The sequence below is a fragment of the Chromobacterium sinusclupearum genome, from assembly GCF_002902845.1.
Classification (GTDB): domain Bacteria; phylum Pseudomonadota; class Gammaproteobacteria; order Burkholderiales; family Chromobacteriaceae; genus Chromobacterium; species Chromobacterium sinusclupearum.
Genome location: NZ_PPTF01000093.1, coordinates 1 through 281, shown reverse-complemented (window position 1 = coordinate 281; position 281 = coordinate 1). Strand labels below are relative to the sequence as shown.

At 63.0% G+C, this 281-nt stretch carries 1 protein-coding gene; it reads right to left on the bottom strand.

Translation table 11 applies throughout. The features are described from left to right. On the bottom strand, positions 1-281 hold a 281-nt coding region (locus C2134_RS21650; protein WP_439647000.1), incomplete at both ends, for a hypothetical protein.

Genomic DNA, 281 nt, shown 5'->3' with positions numbered 1-281 from the left:
TGCTTCTTGGCAGCGTGCTTGTGAGCCTTCTTGGCCTTCGGCGCGGAAGCGTCAGCCTTGGCGGCCTGGGCCTTTTGAGCGGCGGAGGCGTCCTTCTTGGCTACGTGCTTCTTGCCATGGTGCTTGTGAGTCTTCTTGGCCATCGGAGCCGAAGCGTCGGCCTTGGCGGCTTGAGCCTTCTGAGCGGAAGCTTCATGCTTCTTGGCAGCGTGCTTGTGAGCCTTCTTGGCCTTCGGCGCGGAAGCGTCAGCCTTGGCGGCCTGGGCCTTTTGAGCGGCGGA